Genomic DNA, 17,062 nt, shown 5'->3' with positions numbered 1-17,062 from the left:
CGCTGGTCAGCCGCGCGCGACCGCCAGGCGCGCCTCGAGCTCGGCGAGCCGCCCCCGCAGCGGATCCGCATCCACCGGCTCCGGGTCCGTCCGCTCGTAGGAATCCGCGAGCGCCCGCACCTCGCGCTGCAGGGTCGCGCGCACCTCGTCGTCGGCGACCGCGGCCAGGCGATCGGCCAGCCGCAGCGTCGCGCGCATCACGAGCACCTGCCCCACGCCGTAGGCGCGGATCGCGAGGAACGCCTCCGACACGAGCTCGGCGGGCCTCGGCCAGCGGATCTCCACGCGCGGCGCCCCGTCCGCGTCGCGCCGCACGTCGACCTCGGGCGTCGGCCGCAGGCACAGCGTGCGGAGCGCGCCGGACAGGGCGTCGAGCGCGCCGACCGCCGTGTACGGGTCGTTCGTGCCGGAGGCGAGGCCGCGCACGCCGATCTCCACCATCTGCTGCACGGCGTAGTCGATGTCCTGGTGCGGGGTGCGCGCCGGCTGCAGGTCGAACGCCGTCCGGGCCACGGCGTCGAGCGCGTCGCCAGTCCCGTCGCGGTCGTCGCCGCCGACGACCTCGACGAGCGGGTCCCCGTCCACGACGTGCGTCCCCGGCGGCGCGACCACCCGGTGCCGCGCGCCGTGCCGGGCAGCGTCCGCCACGAGCGCCGCGAGGTCGACGCCGGCGACGTATCCGGAGGACGTCGCGCGGACGACCCTCACCGGGCCATCGGGCGCCGCCTCACGCGTCCCGTCCGTCGGGGCGGCATCCGCTCCGTCGCCCCGGGCCGGCCGCGTCTCGTCGATCACGCGCTCGAGGTCGGCGAGCACGCGCGTCTGCAGCGTCGTCACCTGCACCGACATCGCGATGTGGTGGATGAAGTAGACGAGCACCGCGACGTCCGCCACGGCGAGCAGCACGGCGGCGCTCACGGCGAGCACCGGCACGAAGCCGACCGCGCCGTCCTCCTCGGTGTGGATGGAGCGCAGCACGATGAGCGCGTACAGGAACGTGGAGGTGAGCACCGCCAGCACGACCTGGTTGCCGCGGTCGGCCATGAAGTTGCGCACCAGGCGCGGGCCGTACGCCGAGGACGTGGTCGCGAGCACCGAGATCGTGATCGAGAACGAGGTCGCCGCGACGCCGAGCATCGTGCCGCCGATGGCCGACAGGATCGCCCGGCCGCCGGTCGCCGAGAGGTCCTCCACGAGCGGGATGTCGTCGATCCCGTGGGCGACGAGCAGGCGGTCGACCTCCACGAGACCGAGCGCGAGGAGCACGGCGCCGAGGCCGAGCAGCGCGGGCAGGAGCCAGAAGGACTCGCGGGCGTGGAGGAGCCGGGATCGCATGGTCGAAGGCTAGGCGGACGCGCACGGGCGGGACGGCCCGTAGGCGAGGATGGACAGGTGACCGACGCCACCTCCCCCGTCTCCCCTCTCCGCCTCCACGACACCGCCGCCCGCGGGTTCGCCTCCGACAACTACTCCGGGATCCACCCCGAGGTGCTCGAGGCCATCGCCGCCGCGAACGGCGGGCACCAGGTCGCGTACGGCGGCGACGCCTACACGGCCCGCCTGCAGGAGGTCGTCGGCGAGCACTTCGGCCGCGGCGCCGAGGCGTTCCCCGTCTTCAACGGCACGGGCGCGAACGTCACGGGCCTCCTCTCGATGCTGCCGCGCTGGGGCGCCGTGATCTGCGCCACCACCGCGCACATCAACACCGACGAGGGCGGCGCCCCCGAGCGCGTCGCCGGCATCAAGCTGCTGCAGGTGCCCACCGAGGACGGCAAGCTCACGCCCGAGCTCATCGACCGCGAGGCGTGGGGCTGGGGCGACGAGCACCGCGCGCAGCCGCTGGCCGTGAGCATCACGCAGACCACCGAGCTCGGCACCGTCTACACGCCGGCCGAGGTGCGGGCGATCGCCGACCACGCGCACGAGCGCGGCATGCGCCTGCACATGGACGGCGCGCGTCTCTCCAACGCGGCCGCCACGCTGGACGCGCCTTTCCGCGCCTTCACCTCGGATGCGGGCGTCGACGTCGTCAGCTTCGGCGGCACGAAGAACGGCCTGCTCTACGGCGAGGCGATCGTGGTGCTCGACCCCGAGGCGTCCGAGGGCCTCACCTACCTCCGCAAGCTCAACATGCAGCTCGCGTCGAAGATGCGGTTCGTGAGCGCGCAGCTGCTGGCGCTCCTCGGATCCGAGGTCGACGGCGTGCCGCTCTACCTCCGCTCCGCCCGCCACGCGAACGGCATGGCGGCGCGCCTCCGCTCCGCGCTCGACGGCGTGGACGGCGTCGAGTTCACGCAGGAGACGCAGGCGAACGGCCTGTTCGCGATCCTCCCCGAGGGCGTCGCGGACCGCCTCCGCTCCGAGTTCCGCTTCTACGACTGGGACCCGGCCCGCCGCGAGGTGCGCTGGATGTGCTCCTTCGACACCACCGAGGACGACATCGACCGCTTCGCCGCGGCGATCCGCCGGGAGGTCGGGGCGGCGTAGGGCGCCCCCCGTTCCCCGACGCACGACGGCGGCCGGCCCCGCGAGGGACTGGCCGCCGCCGCGTTCGTACGAGCGCGGATCACCTCGTGTTCTGCAGCCCCGCCGCGATGCCGTCGACCGTGAGGAGCAGGAGCCGGTGGTCAGGATCCGTCGGGTCGGCCTGGCCGGGCGCGGCCTGGCCTGCCGCGTCGGAAGCCGGCGTGCGCCACGCCCGCAGCCAGCAGCCAGCAGCCAGCGGGCGTCGACTCGAGACGGTCTGCACGTCGAGTCCAACGCCCAGCCGACTACCCGTGATGTGGACAGCCCACTCGTGTCCTCTGCCCCGGGTCCTACCGTGTGCGGCGCCGGCTCCGGCGCTCTCGGCGAGGAACGCGCGACTCCCCTCAGAGCATGCAGCGCACAGAACAGAACGGGACACACATGATGAACCGCACATCCCGCGTCACGGCGACACGAGCCCTCCTCCTCCTCGGCGCCATGAGCGCGGCCATGGTCCTCACGCCCATGTCGGCGCAGGCCTCGACCCGCGGGCTCGAGACCGACGGCGTCCGGCACCACCACCCTCAGGTCCGTCCCGACCCGTGCTACTCCGGGACCCCGACCTTCGAGTGGCCCCCGCGCGTCCACTGCGGATCCGACGACTAGGCACCCCCACGGCGCCGTCTTCACCCACGTGGAGGCGGCGCCGTAGCGCGTCGGCGACGAATGCGCCGCTCCCGGAGAGCAGCGCGGGTCGGACCCGCGTCACGTCTCGCGCGATGGATCCTGCGACGCATCCAGTCCGACTGAGGCGCGTCAGGAGCTCATCCGACCGTCACATGGACCCGTGCCACCTATCGCACGACCATCGCTGCGCCTGCGATCCGGAGCGGCCGCTGCGCTATCCCGCGAGGCGCGGGAACAGCGCTTCGGCGGCGGAGCGGTCGACCTCGCCGAGCCGCTCCGCCCCGGGGCCGTCATAGATGTCCAGCTCGTGGTCGAAGCGCGCGCTCCATTCCGGGTCGGCGTACGGGAAGTCGCTCCCGTAGAGGATGTGACCCGGCTCCGCGAACGCGAGGAGCGACGGCAGGGACGTGGGCGACGCGGACAACGCGGTGTCGAAGTAGAACTTGCGCAGTCCCGCCTGGATGCTCTCCGGCGTGGTGCCGGGGTTGAACATCGCGGCGGCGCTGAAGCGGCTGGCGGCGTAGGGCAGGAACCCGCCCGCGTGCGAGAGGATCACGCGCAGGTCCGGGTGCCGGTCGAACACGCCGTGGGCGACGAGGTCCACGGCGGTGCGCGTGGTGTCGAACGGGAAGTCCAGCAGCGCCGTCGGCATCCCCGGCAGCTGGGCGATCGGCGGCGACGTGGGGTGCACGAAGACCACGGCCGAGCGCGCCGCGAGCTCCACCCACAGCGGCTCGTAGGCGGGATCGCCGAGGTAGCGCCCGTTCGCGTTCGACAGCAGGAGCACACCGTCGGCGTGGAGCTCGTCGAGCGCCCGGACGGCCTCGGCGACCGCGCCGTCGAAGTCCGGCAGCGGCAGCACGGCGAAGTGCCCGAACCGGTCCGGCCGTGATCGGACCAGCTCAGCCTGGTAGTCGTTCAGCTCGCGCGCGAGCGCGCGGGCGGCCGCATCGTCACCGAAGTGGACACCGGGTGCGCTCATCGACAGGATCCCGGTCTGGATTCCGGCCTCGTCCATCATCGCGATGGCCGCGTCGGGGTCCCATTCCGGCATCTGCCAGCCGCCGATCGTGCGCGGACCCTGTCGCGGTCCCGTGTCGCCGTTCGGCGCCCACGGATTCCACTGCGCGGACCCGCCCGACACGGCTGGGGCGCCCCCGGCCGACCCGGCCCCGCTCCCCATGGCCCGTTCTCCTGCCGCCTTCAGCGCCTCGAAGTAGAGGGGCGGGAGCAGGTGCTGGTGGACGTCGATCTTTCCTGGCATGTCAAGAACCTCCGATTGCGTTGGTGGATGTCACGTGCGTGTGGTGCGGGTCATCGTCGTGATGGCCGCCGGTCAGGTGGAACCGTGCTGCTGATCGCGTCGCGGTCAGGGTGACGGCGTGAGCGGAAGGTATTCCGAGCTGGTGGTGACGGCGGCGTGCGGGGCGTGGGCGGGCGAGGGCGCGGCCGCCGCGCGGGTCCCCGGCTCGGGACGCCGCGCCTCCATCGCGCGGGCCGCGGCTTCCCGACGGGTGCGGATGAGCATGGCCGTCAGGGTCAGCAAGATGCCCGCGACCGCCCAGATCCCCAGCCGGATGATCGGAGCGGTCACGGCCGCGCCGTCGAAGTACTGGACCGACCGCAGGAGGTCGAGCGCGTCCCCCTGGGGGAAGACGTAGTAGAGGGTCTGGAAGAAGTCGTTGAGGACGTGGATCCCGAGCGGCCCACCGGAGGACGTGTTGCCCAAGATCACCAGGGCCAGCGTCATGGCCAGCGCGGCGATGGTGCCGCCGAGGGCCGCGACTCCCGTCACCGCTCCTCCGATCGCGACTCCCGTCAGCCAGAGGACCCCGAACACGCCCCATGGGCCGACGGTCACGGCATCCAGCGCGGAGTCGATCCAGAGCGTGATCAGGCCGGCGAGCAGGCCGGAGTAGATGACGAGGACGACACTGCGCTCGACGAACTTCGGCGCCGTGTCGACCGTGCCGAGGATGCGCCCGAACACCGTCGCGCCGAGAGCCGCGCCCAACCCCGCGAAGAGGATCGCGTAGAACTCGATCGATCCGACCGGGTCCTCCTCCGGCAGAGGGGCGAGGTCGGTGGTCTGGTTCGTGGACTGCGCCTTCGCCGCGATCGAGGCGCCGATGCCGGAGACCGCCTGGGCGACGGCGCGGCCTCCGCCGCTGGCGGTGTAGGTGGAGACCGTGCCGCCGGTACCCGGTGCGGGCAGGACGACAGCGCCGTCCACGTCACGGTCGAGCACGGCGGCCCGGGCCTCCTCGGCGGACGACACCACGGTGAGCTCCAGCGACCCCTGCTGTTCGAGCGCGACGATCGTGTCGGCGTCGCCGGTCACCGCGAGGTGGATGTGGTTCGGCGTCGGGTCGCCGAACGCGGTCGAGTAGCTGACCAGCATCGCCATGGCGAGGAGCAGGATCGCGACCCCGCCGAGGATCAGGTTCCGGTAGCGATGGATGGAGCCCGGCCCCTCCGACGTGAGCGCGCCCCCCGCGACCGCCGCCTCGAAGTCGGGGTGCTGCGGGGAGTCTCCGCGGTGATGTGCCGTCTCGGTCACGTGGGTCATCATGTCCTTTACAGTTGTCCAATAGATGACGACTGTACACAAGGCCTCGGCCTCTGGCAAGATGGATGCATGACGGATCGGAGTGGCGCGGTACCGGACGGCGCGTCCCGTGTCGACCCGCGGGTCGTCCGCACCCGCTCCGCCCTGATCCAGGCGCTCACAGCGCTGGTGTCCGAGGCGCCGAAGGGCGAGGCGATCTCGATGAGCGCGGTGGCGCAGCGGGCGGGCTTCAGCAGGCAGGCACTGCACAACCACTACGACAACGTCGGCGACCTCGCGACGGATGCCTGGATCAGCCGGCTCCTCCAGGACTGCCCACCCGCCGCCGACGGCGCGGCGAACCTCGCACAGGCGCTCACCGACGCCGTCCGGGAGCACGGGGTCGAACCGCTGCTGGCCGCCGGGCGAGCGGATCGCGAGTTCTTCGACAAGCTCCGGGCCATCCCGCGCGGGGAGCGGGTCGCCGAGGTCATCGCGGCGGTGGTGAGCACCTGGTTGATGGAGTCGCATCACGACGACGCCCGACCGGGGATCGCCCTCAGCGACGACGCACGGACCTTCGCGATCGGCGGGATGGTCGCGCTCGTGTCGACCTGGCAGATGGCCGACGCGCCGCCGAGCACAGCCCAGCAGGTCGCGACGCTCCGCGCGTTCGCCGCCGCGACCACCACCGCGACCGCGGCCTCGTCCGACTAGACGGCGCGGTCACCAGGGCCCGGGAGCCGCACGCCGACCCGCCCGAGCCGCGGAGCCCGGGCGGGAGGAGCGTCAGGCGTCGTAGGCGACGTAGTGCAGCTCGGCGTCCCGTCGCTCGTCGTGGAGCCTGACGTACGCCTGCGCGATGACGTCGGGCTCGGCATCCGGGCGGCCGCTGCCGATCAGCGCGGTGATGGCGACGAACGCCACGTAGACCCCGCGCTCCGCGAGGGCGGCATGGAGGTTCAGCGTCCAGTTCCGCAGTCCCGCCGCGGCGATGTTGATGTTGCCGCGGGCCGGCGTGGGCGCGAGCGAGCCACCGCCCGTGGTCACGATGACCGTCCCGGAACCCGCGGCGATCATGTCCGGCAGCACGGCGCCGATCGCCGCCACGGCACCGCCCAGGTAGAAGTCGATCTGCGGCTGCAGGTTCTCCATCGTCACATCCAGCGCGTCGACCGACTCCAGAGCGCGATCCGCCGGGGAGAACTCGAGCACGTCGATCGGACCGAGCTCGTCGCGGATCGAGCGGAGCGCGTCCCTGATCGTGTCGGGCCGGGTGACGTCGGCCGTGAAGCCCCGAGCGGTGATGCCATCTGCGCCGAGCGTGCGCTCCAAGCCGTCCAGCTTCGACCGGTCACGCGCCACGAGGGCGACGTCGAAGCCCTTCCGCCCGAAGGCCCGCGCGATCTCGAGGCCGAGTCCCGGCCCCGCTCCGATGATGGTGATGAGGGGCATGATGCGTCCTTCCCGTGGCGCGCTGCCGAGCCACGTGTCCTGATGCGATAAGTTGAGTAGGTCCTCAAGTGCGCCCGAGCCTATGTTGAGGATGCCCTCAAGATCAAGTGGAGCCCCCATGAGTCCTGCACCCGGCCTGCGCCGAGACGCTCAGGCGAACGTCGAGAAGCTGCGCGCTGCCGCCGTGGCGGTGTTCACCGCACGAGGGCTGTCCGCTCCGCTGGAGGACATCGCCCGAGAAGCCGGCGTGAGCATCGGGACGCTCTACAACCGCATCGGCTCACGGGACCAGCTCATCGACGCCGTCGTGCCGGACATCGCCGGCGCGAAGCTCGCGACGCTCCGGGACCGGACCTTGGCCGAGGGCTCCCCGCGCGCGCAGCTGGAGACCTTCATCGCCGAGATGATCGATCTGCAGCGCAGCGATCCCGCCATGAACGACGCGATGCTCCGCCGCTATCCCGACGCGGTGCTCCTCATCAACGCGTGCGAACGATCCATGGCGCTCGGGGCGGAGCTCATCGACAACGCCCACGACGCCGGCGTGCTCTCGCCGGACTTCACACCGGATGACCTCATGAGCGTGCTGTGGATGGCCGGGATGGCCAGCCACGACCCCACCGCGCCGGACGGATGGCGTCGGGTCGTCGACCGCAGCATCGCCGCGGCCTGGACCGCCGGGGGCTGACGCCGGCCTCCGCGAGCACCCGCCCGTCGACCCGGAGAGGACCACAGCGACGAGCTCACCGCCCGCTGCGGCGTTGCGCTCCTCGGCTCCCACCGATTTCTGGCCTGCACCGCCCCTCTGAGCTCGTCATCCCCTCGCGCGGAACGGCGGCGGCCGGCCCCCTCGGGCGCCGGCCGCCGCCGTTCGTCGCACGGGCAGCGATCAGCCCGTGTTCTGCAGCCCTGCCGCGATGCCGTTGACCGTGAGGAGCAGGAGCCGGTGGTCCGGATCCGTCGGGTCGGCCTGGCCGGGAGCGCCCTGGCCCGCCGCGTCGGACGCCGACGTGCGCAGCGCCCGGAGGGCCCGCAGCTGCAGGAGCGACAGCGCGTCGACGTACGGGCTGCGGAGGCGCACCGCGCGGCGCAGCACCGGCCGGCCCTCGAGGATCTCGTCGCGGCCGGTCGCCTTCCGCACCCACTCGCGCGTGAGCTCCATCTCCTCGGTGACGAGCGCCGCGAGATCCGGCCTGTCGCCGAGGGCGAGGTAGCGCTCCGCGAGGCGGCCGTCGGTCTTGGCGAGAGACATCTCGACGTTGTCGATCATCGACGTGAACAGCGGCCACTCGTCGTAGGCCTTGCGGAGCACCGCCTCGTCGCCGACGGCGGCCAGCGCGGAACCGAGGCCGAACCAGCCCGTGAGGTTGATGCGGGCCTGCGTCCACGCGAACACCCACGGGATCGCCCGCAGGTCCTCGAGCGACTCGACGGAGAGGCCGCGGCGGGCGGGACGGGATCCGAGCGCCAGCAGCCCGATCTCCTCCATGGGCGTGACCTGCGCGAACCACGGCGCGAAGCCGGGCGCCTTCACGAGCTCGAAGAAGCGGGCGCGCGAGGCCTCGTCCATCGTGCGGACCATCTCGGCGGATCCCTGCGCGGCCACCGCGTTGCGCTCCTCGTTCGAGGGCGCGGAGGCCAGCAAGGTCGCGGCGGCCATCTGCTCGATGTGGCGGGCGGCGATGCGCTTGTCGCCGTAGTGGGCGAAGATCACCTCGCCCTGCTCGGTGAGCTTGAAGCGGCCGTCGACGGATCCCGGCGGCTGGGCCCGCACGGCGCGGTCGGCAGGCCCGCCGCCTCGGCCGAGCGCGCCGCCGCGGCCGTGGAAGAGAGTGAGCTCGATGTCGTTCTCGCGGGCCCACGCAGCGATGCGGGCCTGCGCGTCGAAGAGCGCGAACGTCGCCGAGACGGGGCCGACGTCCTTCGACGAGTCGGAGTAGCCGAGCATGACCTCGAGCTTCCGGCCCGTGTGGGCGAGGCGCGCCGCGACCTGGGGCAGCCGGATCATGCCGTCGAGGATCTCGGTGCTCGCGTCGAGGTCCGCGAACGTCTCGAACAGCGGGATCACGTCGAGGACGGGCGCCTCCTCCGCGGAGCCGAGCGCGAGCGCGGCCAGCTCGTGCACGGTGCGGATGTCGTCGGCCGACTGGGTGAACGAGACGATGAAGCGGGAGAACGGCGCGACGCCGTGACGCTCCTGCAGGCGGGCGAGCGTGCGGAACACGTCGAGCACCTCGACCGTCATGGGCGCGAGCTCGGGAGCCGCGTCGCCCGACGCATCGGCCGCGGCGACGGCCAGCACCTCCCGGAGCGCCTCGCGGTGCACCTGCGAGTGCTGGCGCACCTCCATCTCGGCGAGGTGGAAGCCGAAGGTCTCCGCCTGCCAGACGAGGCCCTGCAGCTCGCCGCCTGCGATGCGGTGGGCACCGGCACTCCGGAGCGAGGCCTGCAGCACGCGCAGGTCGGCGAGCAGCTCGGCGGCCGACGGGTAGGCGATGGGGTCGTCGTGGCGCTCGCGCGTGGCGGAGAGGCGGCCGGCGATCACGAGGAGCACGCGGCGGTGCAGCTCGGCCGGCGCGCGCGTGCCGATGCGCGCGGTGAGGTGCGGCGCGAGCGCGTCCTGCGCGGCGGCCAGCTCGCGGAGCTCGGGGCTCGGCGGAGTGTCGGCATCGCCGAGGGTGAGCGAGCGGCCGACGCGGAGAGCGACGCGCTCGAGACCCAGCAGGATGTGCTCGCTGGCGATGCCCGCGGCCTCCTCGGTGACCGCCGCGGTGACGTACGGGTTGCCGTCGCGATCCGCCGCGATCCAGTTGCCGAGCCGGAAGAACGCGGGCGCCACGGCGTCGCGCACGCCCGCGTCCTCGCCGAGCAGCCAGTCGTCGAGCAGGCGGTAGACGCGCGGCACGACCTCGAACAGCGTCTGGTCGAAGACGCCCATGGCCGTGCGGACCTCGTCGAGCGGGGTGGGCCGCGTGGTGCGCAGCGGCGACGTGCGCCACAGGCCGTCGATCTCCTCGAGCAGCCGCCGGTCGACGTCCTGGCCCGTGAGCGTGCCGGCCATCGCGCCGTCGCGCTCGGTGAGCAGGTCGCCGATGCGGCGGATCCCCGTGGCCACCGCCCGCCGACGCGCCTCGGTGGGGTGCGCCGTGAGCACGGGGTGGAAGCGCATCTCGCCGAGGCGGCGCATGGCCTCCTCGCGGCCGAGCTCCTCGGTGAGCTTGCCGACGGCGTCCGGGATGGAGTCGGGCACGAAGCCGGACGCCGCCTCGCGCTCGCGGAGGACGCGCACGCGGTGGTGCTCCTCGGCGAGGTTCGCGAGGTGGAAGTAGCAGGTGAACGCGCGGGCGACCTGCTCGGCGCGCTCGGGCGTGAACGTGGCGACGAGCTCCTCCGCGTCGTCGATGGACGCGTCGCGCGCGCTCTCGTACGCGTCGATGACGAGCTCGCGCAGGCGCTCGACGTCGTCCAGAAGGTCCTGGCCGCCGGACTCGCGGAGCACCTGGCCGAGGAGGCCGCCGAGATGGCTGACGTCGGAGCGGAGCGCCGGCTCGACGGCGTCGCGGGTGCCGTCGCGGGTGGAGTCGTGCTCGAGGGGAAGCGGCTTCTTCGGGGGAGTCGTCACGGTGTCGAGGATACGGAAGCCGGGCGGCGGATCCTGCGCATGACGTCCGAGGACGGACGCCCCGGCCGCGGATCCGGCTGTGGAGCGCGGGCCGGGCGACCGGATCAGCTCGCGGCGGGTGCTGCCACGCGCTCGTCCCGCGGCATCCGCAGCAGCGCGTACGCCGATGCGGCGAGCAGCAGCACGGCGCCTGTCGCGAAGGCGACCGGGTACGAGAACGCGTCCGCGAGGAAGCCGGCGACGAGCGGGCCGACGATGGCGCCGAGGTCCGACACCATCGAGAACACCGCGACGGGCCGGCCGCTGCGGGCACCCGCGGCGTCGCCGACCGCGGCCGCCGGGGCCGTCCCCATGAACGAGGCCGCCGCGCCGTAGACGCAGAGCAGCACGGTGAGCACGACCATGTCCTGCGCGAACGGGATCGCGATCATCAGCAAGCCGGCGACCCCGTACGCGCCGACGATCGCGGGCCGGCGACCGACCGTGTCCACGAAGCGCGCGGCCGGCGCGAGCGCGAGAGCCTGCACCACGGCGGCGCACGCGAACGCGATGCCGGTGGCCGAGGGATCCGCGCCGATCACGGCCACGACGAGCAGCGGGATCAGCGCGCTGCGGACGCCCATCGACGCCCACCCGTTGCCGAGGTTCGCGAGGAGCGCGGCCCGGTAGCGGGGGTCGCGCAGCACGCGGCCGAACGGGATCACGACCTCGTCGGCACCGGTCGCGGCGACGTCGCGCGTGCGCGGCCGGAGGAGCAGCAGCCCGATGACGCTGGCGACCGCGAGCGTGGCCGCGTAGAAGAAGAAGGGAGCGGTGAGCGAGATCTGCGCGAGCAGGGCGCCGAGCGCGGGCCCGGCCATGCCGCCGATGAGGAAGCCGCCCTGGTAGAAGCCGATCGCGCGGGCGCGGCGGGTCGGATCCGTGGAGCCGAGCAGCAGCGTCATCGCCGCCACCGAGAACATCGCCGACCCGATGCCGCCGGCGCCGCGGAGGAGGAGGAGCTGCACGTAGTCCTGCGCCAGGCCCGCGAGGCCGGAGGAGACGGCGACGATCCCGATGCCGACCGCGAGCACCGTGCGCTCCCCGCTCCAGTCGATGAGGCGGGCGACGAACGGGCTCATCACGAAGCGCATCAGCGCGAAGGCGGAGATCACCGCGCCGACCTCGAAGCTGCCGACCCCGAAGCTCTCGGCGTAGACGGGCAGCACGGGCACGACCACGCCGAAGCCGACCATCACGAAGAAGGCGATGACGCCGAGGACGAGCACGTCGCGCGGCAGCTTCGCGCGCGGTGCCCGGGCGGGGCCGCGGGCGTCGGGCATCGAGCCGTCGCCCGGCCCGGGGGTGCTCGCGGATCCCCCACGTCGGAATCCGCGCATGCGTTCAGATTACGCGGTGCGCGGCGCCCGTCCCGCCGCCTAGGCCCTGCTGTGCTCCACGTCGAGCTCGACGCGGTCGGCCGCGAACCGCGTGACGTTGATGAGGAGCGGCGTGCCGTCGGGCAGCGCGTTGAGGGCGCGGACCACGAGCACGACCGCACCCGACGGCAGCTGCAGCTCCGCGGACTCGGCGGCTGTCGCGAGGCGGCCGGTGACGGTGGTGGCGGAGCGCAGGTAGTCGTCGACGCCGACCGCGCGCAGGGCGTTCGTCATCGACCCGTCGGGTCCGTAGCGGTCGACGATGCCGGGCACGAGCTCGTCCACGAGCCACGACGTGCCGCGCACCACGGGCCGGCCGTCGACGAGCCGCAGCGTCTCGAGGCGCAGGGCCGGGCGGCCGGCGAGGGCGAGGCGCTCGGCGACGTCGGCGGGCGGGTCCTCGACGGCCCACTCGAGCAGCTCGCCCGTGGACGCGGATCCGCGCCCGGCGAGGCTGTCGCTGAGCCGCGTGCGCAGGCCGATGCGGTGGACGATGACGTCGTGCGCGGTCACGAACGTGCCGCTGCCGCGCCGCGAGACGACGAGCCCGTCCGTCGCGAGCGCCGCGACGGCCTGGCGCACGGTGTGGCGGTGGACGTCGAAGCGCTCGGCGAGCTCGCTCTCCGACGAGAGCTTCGCCCCGGCCGGCACGGTGCCCTGCAGGATCTCGGCGCGCAGCTCCTCCGCGATGAGCCGCCAGGCGGAGTACCCGCTCGTGGATCTGCTCTGCGTCGCCATGTCCCGTCGACCCTACCGGGCGGTCGCGCGCCGGATCCGGTCGCGGTCGCGGATCCGCCGGCCGCCGCCCGCTCGGTCGCCGCCCGCGTTCCCCACCTGTTCACCTGCTCGCGTTCGACTCGTCGCGCGCGGGCGGGTTCCGTCGAGCCGTCGGCCGCTAGGTTCGACTTATCTAGATCAGCAGACAACTTGGAGGGATCGCGGCCATGACGACGACCACGACCAGCAGCACCGGACGGGGGGACGTCGCCGCCCGGCAGCGCTGGATGCGCGTCCTCTCCGCCGCCGACGTCGGCGCGCTCGACGCCGCGTGGACCGCGTGGGAGCCCAAGCCCGAGGTGCAGCACATCCGGGGCCCGGAGGCCGGGCTCGTCATGGTGCGCGGCCGCGTCGACGCCGGCGGCGCGCGCTTCAACCTCGGCGAGGCCACCGTCACCCGCGCCACCCTCCGCCTGCACGGGCCGGCCATGGCGGCGGACGCCCTCGGCAGCTCGTACGTCCTCGGATCCGACCTCGAGCACGCGCGCCTCGCCGCCCTGTTCGACGGGATGCTCCTCGACGCGGGCCTGCACGACCGCGTGCTCGCCGAGGTCGTCGCGCCGCTGGAGCGCGCACGCGCCGAGGCCGACGACGTCCGCGCCGCCGAGGCCCGCAGCACGCTCGTGGACTTCTTCACGGTCGCCCGGGAGAACGGGTGACCGCGGCGACGGGCCGCGCCCCCGGCATCCCCGCGCCCGGCATCCCCGCTCCGGGGTTCGGCGACGCGACCCGCGGCGCGCAGGCCGCGTTCCGTGCGCTCCTCGACGCGCTCGCGCACCCGACGCGGATCCAGCCGCTCGCGGGCCCCGCCGAGGCGCCCGCCGGTCTCGGCCCGGGGCTCGGCGCCGTCGCCCTCACCGTGCTCGACGAGGAGTCGGCGCTGTGGCTCGACCCTCGTCGCGCGGCCGACGCCGAGGTGACCTCCTGGCTCACCTTCCACACGGGCGTGCGCCTCGTCACCGCGGCCGCCGACGCGGACTTCGTGCTCGCCGACCCGGCGTCGCTGCCCCCGCTCGCGGAGCTCGCCGCCGGCACCGACGAGGAGCCGCACCGCTCGGCGACCGCGCTCCTCGACGTCCGCGACGCCGCCGGCACCCTGCGGATCCTGGCCGAGGGCCCCGGCATCGACGGGCACGCGATCGCCGACGCGCCCTGGGCCGACGACGCCCTCCTCGACGCCTGGCGCGCCAACGGCGAGCGCTTCCCGCGCGGCGTCGACCTCCTGCTCGTCGACGCGGGATCCGTCTCCGCCCTGCCCCGCACCACCCGCCTCCGGGCGGCCGACCCCCGATAGGAGGCCTGATGTACGTCGCCGTCAAGGGCGGGGAGAAGGCGATCGCCGCCGCGCACGCCCTGCTCGCCGCCGAGGGCCGGGGCGCCCCCGGATCCGCGCGGATCGAGGCCGGCCAGGTCGCCGGCCAGCTCGGCGTCCTCGTCTCCCGCGTGATGACGGAGGGCTCGCTGCACGACCCGGAGCTCGCCGCGCGCGCCCTCATCCAGGCGCAGGGCGACGTGCTCGAGGCCGTGACCCTGCTGCGCTCCTACCGCACGACCCTCCCGCGCTTCGGGTACACGCTGCCGGTCGACACCGCCGGGCTCCCGCCGCAGCGCCGCGTCTCGGCGACGTTCAAGGACCTGCCGGGCGGCCAGCAGCTCGGCGCGACCTTCGACTACACGCACCGCCTCTTCACCGACGCCGAGCCGGCCGCGGTGACGTCGCGCGCGGCCGACGCGGGCGCCACCATGCCGCGCGTGGCCGACCTCCTCGGCCAGAGCGCGCTCATCGAGCCCGACTCGCACCCCGGCCAGGACGACGAGGAGCCCGCCGACATCACGCGCGAGCCCACCGTGTACCCGATGACGCGCGCCGAGCGCCTGCAGGCCCTCGCCCGCGGCGACGAGGGCTTCCTCCTCGGCCTCGGGTACTCCACGCAGCGCGGCTTCGGCACGACGCACCCGTTCGCGGGCGAGATCCGCGTCGGCGAGGTCGAGGTCGAGATCGACGCCCCCGAGCTCGGCTTCGCGGTGCCGCTCGGGCGGATCGAGGTCACCGAGTGCCAGATGGTCAACCAGTTCACGGGCAGCGCCGACCGGCCGGCCCAGTTCACCCGCGGCTACGGCCTCGCCTTCGGGCGCAGCGAGCGCAAGGCGATGTCGATGGCGCTCGTCGACCGGGCCCTCCGCGCCGACGAGCTCGGCGAGCGCGTGACCGCCCCCGCCCAGGACGAGGAGTTCGTGATCAGCCACTGCGACAACGTGCAGGCGACCGGGTTCGTCGAGCACCTCAAGCTCCCGCACTACGTGGACTTCCAGGCCGAGCTCGTGCTCGTGCGTCGGCTGGCCCGCGAGTGGCGCGAGCGGCAGGAGGCGCCGGAGGCGTCGCCGGACGACGCGACCGCCGCCGCGCCCACCGCCGTCCCGGCCGGAGCGGGGGCCCGCGCATGAGCGCCTCCCTCATCGGCTACAACCTCGGCTACCTCGACGAGCAGACCAAGCGCATGATCCGCCGCGCGCTCCTCAAGGCCGTCGCCATCCCCGGATTCCAGGTGCCGTTCGCGAGCCGCGAGGTGCCCATGCCGCGCGGCTGGGGCACGGGCGGCGTGCAGGTCACGGCGGCCGTGATCGGCGAGGACGACGTGCTGAAGGTCATCGACCAGGGCGCGGACGACACCACGAACGCCGTCTCCATCCGGCAGTTCTTCGCCTCCGTCGCCGGCGTCGCGACCACCACGCGCACCGACGAGGCCACCGTGATCCAGACCCGGCACCGGATCCCCGAGACGCCGCTCGCCGAGGGCCAGGTCGTCGTCTACCAGGTGCCCATGCCGGAGCCGCTGCGCTTCCTCGAGCCCCGCGAGACGGAGACCAGGCGCCTGCACGCGCTCGAGGAGTACGGGCTGATGTACGTGAAGCTCTACGAGGACATCGCGCGCTACGGGCACGTCGCCAAGACGTACGACTACCCCGTGATGGTCGCCGGCCGGTACCTCATGGCGCCGTCCCCCGTCCCGAGCTTCGACAACCCGAAGATGCACATGAGCCCGGCGCTGCAGCTGTTCGGCGCCGGCCGCGAGAAGCGGATCTACGCGGTGCCGCCGTACACGAGCGTCGAGAGCCTCGGCTTCGAGGACCACCCGTTCGAGCCGCAGTCCTTCGAGGACCCGTGCGCGATCTGCGGATCCACGGGCGTGTACCTCGACGAGGTCATCACCGACGACCGGGGCGCGTCCATGCACGTCTGCTCCGACACCGACCACTGCGAGCGCACGGTCGAGGCCGCCCGCGCCCACTACGAGGAGGCGCGCGCATGAGCGACGACCGACCGCTGCTCGAGGTCCGCGGGGCCGCCCACCGCTACGGCGACCGCTATGGCTGCCGCGACGTCGACCTCGACCTCCACCCGGGCGAGGTGCTCGCGGTGGTGGGCGAGTCGGGATCCGGCAAGTCGACCCTGCTCGGCACCCTGTCCCAGCGGCTCGCCCTCAGCGAGGGCAGCATCCGCTACCGGCTGGCCGACGGCGAGGTCGTGGAGCTCGCCGACCTGTCCGAGAGCGCGGTGCGCCGGCTGTGGCGGAGCGAGTGGGGCTTCGTGCACCAGGATCCGGCCGACGGCCTGCGCATGCACGTGAGCGCGGGCGGCAACGTGGGCGAGCCGCTCATGACGAACGGGTGGCGGCACTACGGGCGGATCCGCGAGACGGCGGCCGAGTGGCTGCGGCACGTGGAGATCCCCGTCGACCGCATCGACGACCACCCGACGACGTTCTCCGGCGGCATGCGGCAGCGCCTCCAGATCGCCCGGAACCTCGTCGTCTCGCCGCGGCTCGTCTTCATGGACGAGCCCACGAGCGGCCTCGACGTCTCCGTGCAGGCGCGCCTGCTCGACCTCATCCGCGGCCTCGTGGCGGAGCTCGGCCTCGCGGTCGTGATCGTCACCCACGACCTCGCCGTCGCCCGCCTCATCTCGCACCGCACGCTCGTGATGAAGGACGGCCGCGTCATCGAGTCCGGCCTCACCGACCGGGTCCTCGACGACCCGCAGGCCGCCTACACCCAGCTGCTCGTCTCCTCGATCCTGCAAGGATGATC

At 73.5% G+C, this 17,062-nt stretch carries 17 protein-coding genes; 9 read left to right on the top strand and 8 right to left on the bottom strand.

Annotated features, from left to right (window positions below; genetic code table 11):
* Positions 1–6 precede the first annotated feature (6 nt).
* A complete protein-coding gene (locus NL142_RS01845) occupies positions 7–1,335 on the bottom strand; it encodes a DUF2254 domain-containing protein (protein ID WP_435080736.1) in 1,329 nt (442 codons plus the stop codon).
* 57 nt (positions 1,336–1,392) lie between these two features.
* Here NL142_RS01845 and NL142_RS01840 point away from each other — a divergent pair, with 57 nt between their 5' ends.
* Positions 1,393–2,487: a threonine aldolase family protein gene (locus NL142_RS01840; protein ID WP_435080735.1), complete on the top strand. Its 1,095-nt coding sequence runs from the start codon at positions 1,393–1,395 to the stop codon at positions 2,485–2,487.
* A 79-nt stretch (positions 2,488–2,566) separates the two neighbouring features.
* Here the strand turns inward: NL142_RS01840 and NL142_RS01835 are convergent, their stop codons facing one another.
* A complete protein-coding gene (locus NL142_RS01835; RefSeq protein WP_194683624.1) occupies positions 2,567–2,749 on the bottom strand; it encodes a hypothetical protein in 183 nt (60 codons plus the stop codon).
* Positions 2,750–2,907: 158 nt separating this feature from the next.
* Here NL142_RS01835 and NL142_RS01830 point away from each other — a divergent pair, with 158 nt between their 5' ends.
* Complete coding sequence (locus NL142_RS01830) at positions 2,908–3,132, top strand: hypothetical protein (protein ID WP_435080734.1); 225 nt, start codon at positions 2,908–2,910, stop codon at positions 3,130–3,132.
* A gap of 235 nt (positions 3,133–3,367) precedes the next feature.
* On the opposite strand, the gene NL142_RS01825 is transcribed toward NL142_RS01830, so the two are convergent.
* Positions 3,368–4,417, bottom strand: a complete 1,050-nt coding sequence (locus tag NL142_RS01825) for an amidohydrolase family protein (protein WP_081840929.1) — start codon at positions 4,415–4,417, stop codon at positions 3,368–3,370.
* A 105-nt stretch (positions 4,418–4,522) separates the two neighbouring features.
* Positions 4,523–5,713: a hypothetical protein gene (locus tag NL142_RS01820; RefSeq protein ID WP_194683627.1), complete on the bottom strand. Its 1,191-nt coding sequence runs from the start codon at positions 5,711–5,713 to the stop codon at positions 4,523–4,525.
* A 78-nt stretch (positions 5,714–5,791) separates the two neighbouring features.
* Here NL142_RS01820 and NL142_RS01815 point away from each other — a divergent pair, with 78 nt between their 5' ends.
* Positions 5,792–6,418: a TetR/AcrR family transcriptional regulator gene (locus tag NL142_RS01815; protein ID WP_435080733.1), complete on the top strand. Its 627-nt coding sequence runs from the start codon at positions 5,792–5,794 to the stop codon at positions 6,416–6,418.
* A gap of 72 nt (positions 6,419–6,490) precedes the next feature.
* Here NL142_RS01815 and NL142_RS01810 read toward each other — a convergent pair whose 3' ends face one another.
* A complete protein-coding gene (locus NL142_RS01810) occupies positions 6,491–7,156 on the bottom strand; it encodes an SDR family NAD(P)-dependent oxidoreductase (protein ID WP_435080732.1) in 666 nt (221 codons plus the stop codon).
* A gap of 118 nt (positions 7,157–7,274) precedes the next feature.
* Between NL142_RS01810 and NL142_RS01805 the strand changes: the two genes are divergently transcribed.
* On the top strand, positions 7,275–7,844 hold the full coding sequence (locus NL142_RS01805; protein WP_194683629.1) for a TetR/AcrR family transcriptional regulator: 570 nt from the start codon (positions 7,275–7,277) through the stop codon (positions 7,842–7,844).
* Between the two features lie 201 nt (positions 7,845–8,045).
* On the opposite strand, the gene NL142_RS01800 is transcribed toward NL142_RS01805, so the two are convergent.
* The 3 genes from NL142_RS01800 to phnF form a co-directional block, all read right to left on the bottom strand.
* A complete protein-coding gene (locus tag NL142_RS01800; protein WP_435080731.1) occupies positions 8,046–10,778 on the bottom strand; it encodes a phosphoenolpyruvate carboxylase in 2,733 nt (910 codons plus the stop codon).
* Positions 10,779–10,882: 104 nt separating this feature from the next.
* Positions 10,883–12,157 (bottom strand): MFS transporter, encoded by a 1,275-nt coding sequence (locus tag NL142_RS01795; protein ID WP_435080730.1) that lies wholly within the window; start codon positions 12,155–12,157, stop codon positions 10,883–10,885.
* Positions 12,158–12,196: 39 nt separating this feature from the next.
* On the bottom strand, positions 12,197–12,934 hold the full coding sequence (gene phnF, locus NL142_RS01790) for a phosphonate metabolism transcriptional regulator PhnF (RefSeq protein ID WP_435080729.1): 738 nt from the start codon (positions 12,932–12,934) through the stop codon (positions 12,197–12,199).
* Between the two features lie 206 nt (positions 12,935–13,140).
* On the opposite strand from phnF, the gene phnG reads away from it, so the two are divergent.
* Genes phnG through phnK form a run of 5 tightly spaced genes read left to right on the top strand, consistent with a single transcriptional unit; the run spans position 13,141 to position 17,060 of the window.
* A complete protein-coding gene (phnG, locus tag NL142_RS01785; protein WP_435080728.1) occupies positions 13,141–13,632 on the top strand; it encodes a phosphonate C-P lyase system protein PhnG in 492 nt (163 codons plus the stop codon).
* Positions 13,629–14,267, top strand: coding sequence for a phosphonate C-P lyase system protein PhnH (gene phnH, locus NL142_RS01780; RefSeq protein ID WP_435080727.1), 639 nt, complete (start codon positions 13,629–13,631; stop codon positions 14,265–14,267). The genes phnG and phnH overlap by 4 nt, the downstream gene beginning before the upstream one ends.
* Positions 14,268–14,275: 8 nt before the next feature.
* A complete protein-coding gene (locus NL142_RS01775) occupies positions 14,276–15,418 on the top strand; it encodes a carbon-phosphorus lyase complex subunit (RefSeq protein WP_435080726.1) in 1,143 nt (380 codons plus the stop codon).
* The gene (locus NL142_RS01770; RefSeq protein ID WP_435080725.1) at positions 15,415–16,284 is read left to right on the top strand and encodes an alpha-D-ribose 1-methylphosphonate 5-phosphate C-P-lyase PhnJ; all 870 of its coding nucleotides are present in this window, start codon (positions 15,415–15,417) and stop codon (positions 16,282–16,284) included. The genes NL142_RS01775 and NL142_RS01770 overlap by 4 nt, the downstream gene beginning before the upstream one ends.
* Positions 16,281–17,060: a phosphonate C-P lyase system protein PhnK gene (gene phnK / locus NL142_RS01765; protein WP_086505832.1), complete on the top strand. Its 780-nt coding sequence runs from the start codon at positions 16,281–16,283 to the stop codon at positions 17,058–17,060. The genes NL142_RS01770 and phnK overlap by 4 nt, the downstream gene beginning before the upstream one ends.
* The last annotated feature ends 2 nt before the right edge of the window (positions 17,061–17,062 follow it).

It is taken from the genome of Clavibacter quasicaliforniensis (assembly GCF_051201715.1).
Lineage (GTDB): Bacteria > Actinomycetota > Actinomycetes > Actinomycetales > Microbacteriaceae > Clavibacter > Clavibacter seminis.
The sequence above is the reverse complement of the archived record's forward strand: the minus strand, read 5'-3'. Positions and strand labels throughout refer to the sequence as shown.

What these genes read in the sequence shown, in the direction of transcription:
- phnF (WP_435080729.1), bottom strand. Translation starts at nt 12,934, where the DNA reads ATGGCGACGCAGAGCAGATCCACGAGCGGGTACTCCGCCTGGCGGCTC.
- NL142_RS01795 (WP_435080730.1), bottom strand. Translation starts at nt 12,157, where the DNA reads ATGCGCGGATTCCGACGTGGGGGATCCGCGAGCACCCCCGGGCCGGGC.
- NL142_RS01810 (WP_435080732.1), bottom strand. Translation starts at nt 7,156, where the DNA reads ATGCCCCTCATCACCATCATCGGAGCGGGGCCGGGACTCGGCCTCGAG.
- NL142_RS01845 (WP_435080736.1), bottom strand. Translation starts at nt 1,335, where the DNA reads ATGCGATCCCGGCTCCTCCACGCCCGCGAGTCCTTCTGGCTCCTGCCC.
- NL142_RS01830 (WP_435080734.1), top strand. Translation starts at nt 2,908, where the DNA reads ATGATGAACCGCACATCCCGCGTCACGGCGACACGAGCCCTCCTCCTC.
- NL142_RS01775 (WP_435080726.1), top strand. Translation starts at nt 14,276, where the DNA reads ATGTACGTCGCCGTCAAGGGCGGGGAGAAGGCGATCGCCGCCGCGCAC.
- phnK (WP_086505832.1), top strand. Translation starts at nt 16,281, where the DNA reads ATGAGCGACGACCGACCGCTGCTCGAGGTCCGCGGGGCCGCCCACCGC.
- phnG (WP_435080728.1), top strand. Translation starts at nt 13,141, where the DNA reads ATGACGACGACCACGACCAGCAGCACCGGACGGGGGGACGTCGCCGCC.
- NL142_RS01815 (WP_435080733.1), top strand. Translation starts at nt 5,792, where the DNA reads ATGACGGATCGGAGTGGCGCGGTACCGGACGGCGCGTCCCGTGTCGAC.
- NL142_RS01805 (WP_194683629.1), top strand. Translation starts at nt 7,275, where the DNA reads ATGAGTCCTGCACCCGGCCTGCGCCGAGACGCTCAGGCGAACGTCGAG.
- NL142_RS01825 (WP_081840929.1), bottom strand. Translation starts at nt 4,417, where the DNA reads ATGCCAGGAAAGATCGACGTCCACCAGCACCTGCTCCCGCCCCTCTAC.
- NL142_RS01770 (WP_435080725.1), top strand. Translation starts at nt 15,415, where the DNA reads ATGAGCGCCTCCCTCATCGGCTACAACCTCGGCTACCTCGACGAGCAG.